Origin of the sequence: Dietzia sp. E1 (genome assembly GCF_014145015.1) — a bacterium.
GTDB classification, from domain to species: Bacteria; Actinomycetota; Actinomycetes; order Mycobacteriales; family Mycobacteriaceae; genus Dietzia; species Dietzia cinnamea_A.
This window is the reverse complement of sequence record NZ_JAALDU010000274.1, coordinates 1-4,993: the sequence shown is the minus strand read 5'-3', so window position 1 is coordinate 4,993 and position 4,993 is coordinate 1. Positions and strand designations below refer to the sequence as shown.

General features: G+C 73.3%; 4 protein-coding genes. All 4 read right to left on the bottom strand.

Annotated elements, in window-relative coordinates; all coding sequences use genetic code 11:
* Positions 1–2,069, bottom strand: a 2,069-nt coding sequence (locus G6030_RS09800; RefSeq protein ID WP_347238629.1) for an MMPL family transporter, incomplete at its 3' end; no start/stop codon positions are given.
* A gap of 35 nt (positions 2,070–2,104) precedes the next feature.
* Positions 2,105–2,914, bottom strand: coding sequence for an alpha/beta fold hydrolase (locus tag G6030_RS09795; protein WP_182643011.1), 810 nt, complete (start codon positions 2,912–2,914; stop codon positions 2,105–2,107).
* Positions 2,915–2,950: 36 nt separating this feature from the next.
* A complete protein-coding gene (locus G6030_RS09790; RefSeq protein ID WP_182643010.1) occupies positions 2,951–3,661 on the bottom strand; it encodes a histidine phosphatase family protein in 711 nt (236 codons plus the stop codon).
* On the bottom strand, positions 3,661–4,974 hold the full coding sequence (locus G6030_RS09785; RefSeq protein WP_182643009.1) for a phosphotransferase family protein: 1,314 nt from the start codon (positions 4,972–4,974) through the stop codon (positions 3,661–3,663). Before G6030_RS09785 ends, G6030_RS09790 begins: the two co-directional genes overlap by 1 nt.
* Positions 4,975–4,993 lie beyond the last annotated feature (19 nt).

Here is a 4,993-nt window from a genome sequence, read left to right as displayed (position 1 = left end):
AGGGTGAACAGGGCCGGGACGACCAGGGTGCGCACGATGAAGGTGTCGAGCAGGACGCCGAGGGCGACGATCACGCCGACCTGGGTGAGCACGATGAGCGGCAGGACGCCGAGCACCACGAACACCGAGGCGAGCACGATGCCGGCCGAGGTGATGACCCCGCCGGTGAGGGCGACCGCGCGGACCATCGCCTCGCGGGTGGCGTGGGTGCCGGCCTCCTCTCGGGCCCGGATGGTGAGGAAGATCGAGTAGTCCACGCCGAGGGCCACGAGGAACAGGAAGCTGTACAGCGGCACCGCGACGTCCAGGCCGGGGAAGCCCAGGATCTGGGTGGTGACGAAGGTGCCGAGCCCGAGCGCGGCGACGGACGACAACGCCGTGGCGGTGAGGACCAGCAGCGGTGCGACGAGCGACCGCAGAACCAGGATGAGGACGACGAACACCACGAGCAGGATGAGCGGCGCGATGAGCGTCAGGTCCCGGATGTTGCCCTCGGAGGTGTCGACGGCCTCCGCCACGGACCCGCCGACGAGCGCCCCGGAGCCGGGCACGGTGTCGACCGCCTCGCGCAGCGCGACCACGCTGTCCTCGGACCGGTCGGTGGCGGGGGCGGCGTCGAGCACGACGGTGACGCGGCTCCACCCGGTTCCCGATTCTCCTGCGGGGCGGGCGGACACGACGCCCTCGACGCCCTGCGCGGCCTCCGCGACCCCGGCCTCGGTCCCGGTACGGGTGAGGACGGTGACCGGGTCGGTGACGCCGGCCGGGAAGTGCTCGGCCGCGGTCTCCAGTCCGGCGGCGGACTCGGACGCGGTGCGGAACTGCTCGGTCTGGCTCAGGCCGACGCGGGTGCCGATGAGTCCCAGCGCGAGGACCGCCAGCAGCAGGACGCAGGAGACCAGCACCGTCACCGGGCGCTTCACGACGCGCGCGGCGATGCGGCCCCAGACCCCGGGGGGCACCTCCTCGTCGAAACCCTCGGGCGTGGCGGGCCCCGAACCCGCCTCGTGGCGACCGTGGTGCTGGCCCGGGCGCGGGATGAACGGCCAGAACAGGCCGCGGCCGCACACGGCGAGCGCGGCGGGCAGCGCGATGAGCGCGTAGACCAGCGCGACGAGGAGTCCGACCGCCGCGGACAGGCCGAGCGAGCGGTAGTTGGGCAGGGTCGCCAGCAGCAGGGTGAGCAGGGCGAGGACGACCGTGATGTTGCTGGCGAGGATGGCCGGCACCGCGCCGCGGTAGGCGTCACGGAGCGCGGTGCGGCGGTCCCGGGTCCTGCGCAGTTCCTCGCGGTAGCGGGAGACCAGCAGCAGGGCGTAGTTGGTGCCCGCGCCGAAGACGAGGACGGAGACGATGCCGGAGGTCGAGGCGTCGACCGTGACACCCGCGGCCTCGCCGACCAGCGAGACGAGCAGGGCCGCGACCCTATCGGCGACGCCGATGATGAGCAGCGGCACCAGCCACAGGACGGGCGAGCGGTAGGTGATGATGAGCAGCACCGCGACGACCAGCGCGGTGGCGGCGAGGAGCCGGAAGTCGGCGCCCTCGAACGCGGCGGCGGTGTCCGCGGCGAACGCGGGCCCGCCGGTGAGCTGCGCGCTCAGTCCGTCGTCGAGGCCCTCGGCGACGGCGCCCCGCATCTCCTCGACGAGCTCGCGCCCCTCGCCGCCGGAGATGAGCGACGCGTCGACGGGGACGAGCACCAGGGCGGCGGCGCCGTCCTCGGACTGGATCGGTCCCTGCGGCGGGGTCCCCACGACCTCGGACATGCGCTCACCGGCGCCGACCGCGGCGGCGACGCCCTCGGGGCCGAGCTCGCCGCCGTCCTCGCGGGTCACCACCAGGACGGCGGGCACCGAGCCGGAGTCGGGGAACTCCCGCTGGATCTCGGAGACGAGCGCCGCCTCGGAGTCGTCGGGCAGGGTCTGCGGCGCCTCGGACGAGCTCTCCGAGGAGGCGAACGCGAACACCGCCCCGCTCACCAGCAGGACCGCCACCAGCATGATCCAGGCGGAGATCCGGCCGGTGACGACGCCGACCCACCCTCCCGGCGACCCTGACTTCTCCACGGCTGAGCGCTCCGCTCTCATCGATTCCCCTGTCTTCACATGTCGTATTCGGAGAGGAACGCCTCGAGGATGGCCGTGACCTCGTCGGGGCGTTCCAGGGTGGGCGAGTGCCCGGCGCCGGGGATCTCGCGGTACCGCGAATCCGCGATCAGGTCCACCAGGTGGCGGGACTTCTCCGGCGGGGTGGCCCTGTCCTCGGCGCCCACCATCACCAGGGTGGGGGCGATGATGCGGATCGCCTCGTCCTCGCACGGGTCGCGGTCGGCAACCGACTCGATCGCCTTGACGAGCCCGGCCCGGTCGGTGCGCGCGACCATCTCCATCCACTCGTCCACCCAGGGGGCGTCGAGGTTGCCGTCGGCGAGCATGATCGGCGCGACCCGGGACCGCACCGGGCCGATGCCGGCCACGCGGTACACCGCGGACAGGGTCCGGTACTTGCGGCGGTTGGCCGGCTCCTCCGGGGTGGCGGCGGTGTCCATGAGCGTGAGGGTGTGCACGGTCTCGGGATTGCGCGCGGCCAGCCGGATGCCCACGAACCCGCCCATGGACAGCCCCACGAAGTTGACCACCGGGATCCGCAGGTGACGCAGCAGCTCGGCGACGTCCACCGTGAGGGTGTCCATGTCGTACCCGCCGAGCGCGCGCGGCGAGTTGCCCTGCCCGCGGAAGTCGATCGTCACGCAGCGGTAGCGATCCCGCAGGCGGGCGATCTGGGGGTGGAACATCCAGCCGGAGAACAGCAGGCCGTGGGCGAACAGCACCACGGGGGCGTCCTCACGACCGGCGGGCGCGCCGGTGTCGGTGTAGGCGATCGTCGTGTGGCCGCGTCGGAACGTGGGCATCGGGCGTCTCTCCTGAGGTCGTGTCCCGCCGCCCGCTCACCGGAGGGTGATCAGGCGCTGCGGGTCATCCGGTCCGGCCGCCCGTTCGAGGTGCTGGTGCTCGTTGACCGCGATGCAGGTCATCCCGCCCCGACCCACCACGACACGGGCCGTGCCGGTGTTCACCGTCACACGCTGCAGGCGGGTCCACAACCCGACGACGCCCTCCGGGTCGGCCAGCAGGGTCGCCACGGCCAGCGAGATGGTGCCGGCCGAGGACACGACGAGGGTCGTCCTGCCGCTGCCGGACCGGGCGGCGGCGTCGGTGAGGGCGGCCTCGGCGTCGGCGCGGTACCGGGCGAACGCCTCGAGACCCGACCAGTGGCCCAGCGCCGCGTCGAGCTCACGTTGGAACGCCTGCTTGGCCTCGTCGGAGGAGCCCGCCGAGTCGAGGGTGCCGTGCTCGGCGGACAGGCCGGCCACGCGCGCGGCCTCGAGGACGGCGTCGGCGTCGTACTCCGCCCACCGCTCGTCTATCTCGACGGGGCAGTCCACGTCGCCGTGCGCGCGCAGCCCCTCGATCAGGCCCTCGGCGGTCTCGCGCTGGCGCCGCATGCCGCCGTGGATGATCACGTCGGGCCGCAGACCGCGGGCGGCCATGTCCTCACCGGCCAGGCGCGCCTGCAGGTGTCCGGTCTCGGACAGCCGGTCGTAGTCACCGCTGCCGAACGAGGCCTGACCGTGGCGGACGAGGTGGATGGCGCCCATCAGCGCTCACCCCCCGCGCCGCGGACCAGACCGCCGATGACGGGGAGCCCGCCGAGGACGCCGGTGACCTTGCCGCGGGCGTCGTGGACGCCGCCGGCGAGCAGCGGTAGCGCCACGCGGGGCACGCCGAGCAGTTCCGGGATCACGTCCTTCGGGGAGATCCGCGTGGGTGACAGGCGTCCGTCGCCGGTGCGGATGAGGCGCAGGCAGCGCTGCTCGAGGAACGCCACCCCGGGGCGGAACGCGCGGAAGGCCGGGTTGGTGGTCTGCCCGTGGTAGTAGCGGTGGTTGATCTGCTGGGCGATCACCGCGAGCCGGAACAGGCCGAACACCTCGTAGAAGCGCCACTGCTCGTCGGTGATGTCCAGGCCGGCGCGGCGCGCGTAGCGCTCGACGACCTGCCGTCGGGTGAGCATCCCCGGCGCGTTCGTGGGCTGGCGACGGAAGGCCTTGAACAGCGGGCCGTCGTCGTCCTGGACCCAGTAGGCCAGCGCGCCGCCCAGGTCCATGAGCGGGTCACCGACGGTGGCCATCTCCCAGTCCAGGACGCCGATCACCCGGGTGACGTCGTCGGGGTCCAGGACGAGGTTGTCGAACCGGAAGTCGTTGTGGACCAGGCAGTGGCCGACGTCCTCGGGCTGGTTCGCGTGCAGCCACTTCATGACCGGCGCGAAGTCCGGGACGTCCGGCGTGCGGGCGCGGCGGTAGCGGGCGGACCAGCCCTCGACCTGGCGGCGCACGTAGCCCTCGCCCCGGTCGAGGTCCTCCAGTCCGGCGGCGGCGACGTCCACCGCGTGCAGGTCCACCAGCGCGTCCACGGCCGACTCGCTCAGGCGCCGGGTCGTGACCCGGTCGAGCCGCAGGTCGCGGGGCAGGTTCTTGCGCAGGATCGTGCCCGCCATGCGTTCCATGACGTAGAAGTCCGAGCCGATGACCGAGTGGTCGTCGCAGAACCCGACCATGCGCGTCACCAGCGGGTAGACCGGCCGCAGCGCCGACTGGACGCGGTACTCGCGCCTCATGTCGTGCGCGCCGCGGGCCTTGGTCCCCGACGGCGGTCGCCGCAGGACCAGGTCCGCGCCGGGGTAACGCAGCAGGTAGGTGAGGTTCGACGCGCCACCGGTGTACTGGCGGACCTCCGGGAGGACCGGCTCGTCGTCGTCGCCCAGGTCCACGCCGGCGAGCACGTCCGGGTCGTCGGGGGTGATCGACCGCAACCACGCGGCGACGGCCTCCACGTCGAAGGCGTCCTCGGCGCGCACCGCGCCGGTGCCGGGGACGCGGCGGCGCAGGGCGGCGTCGTCGTCGGCCATACCGTCGCGCGGGCTCACC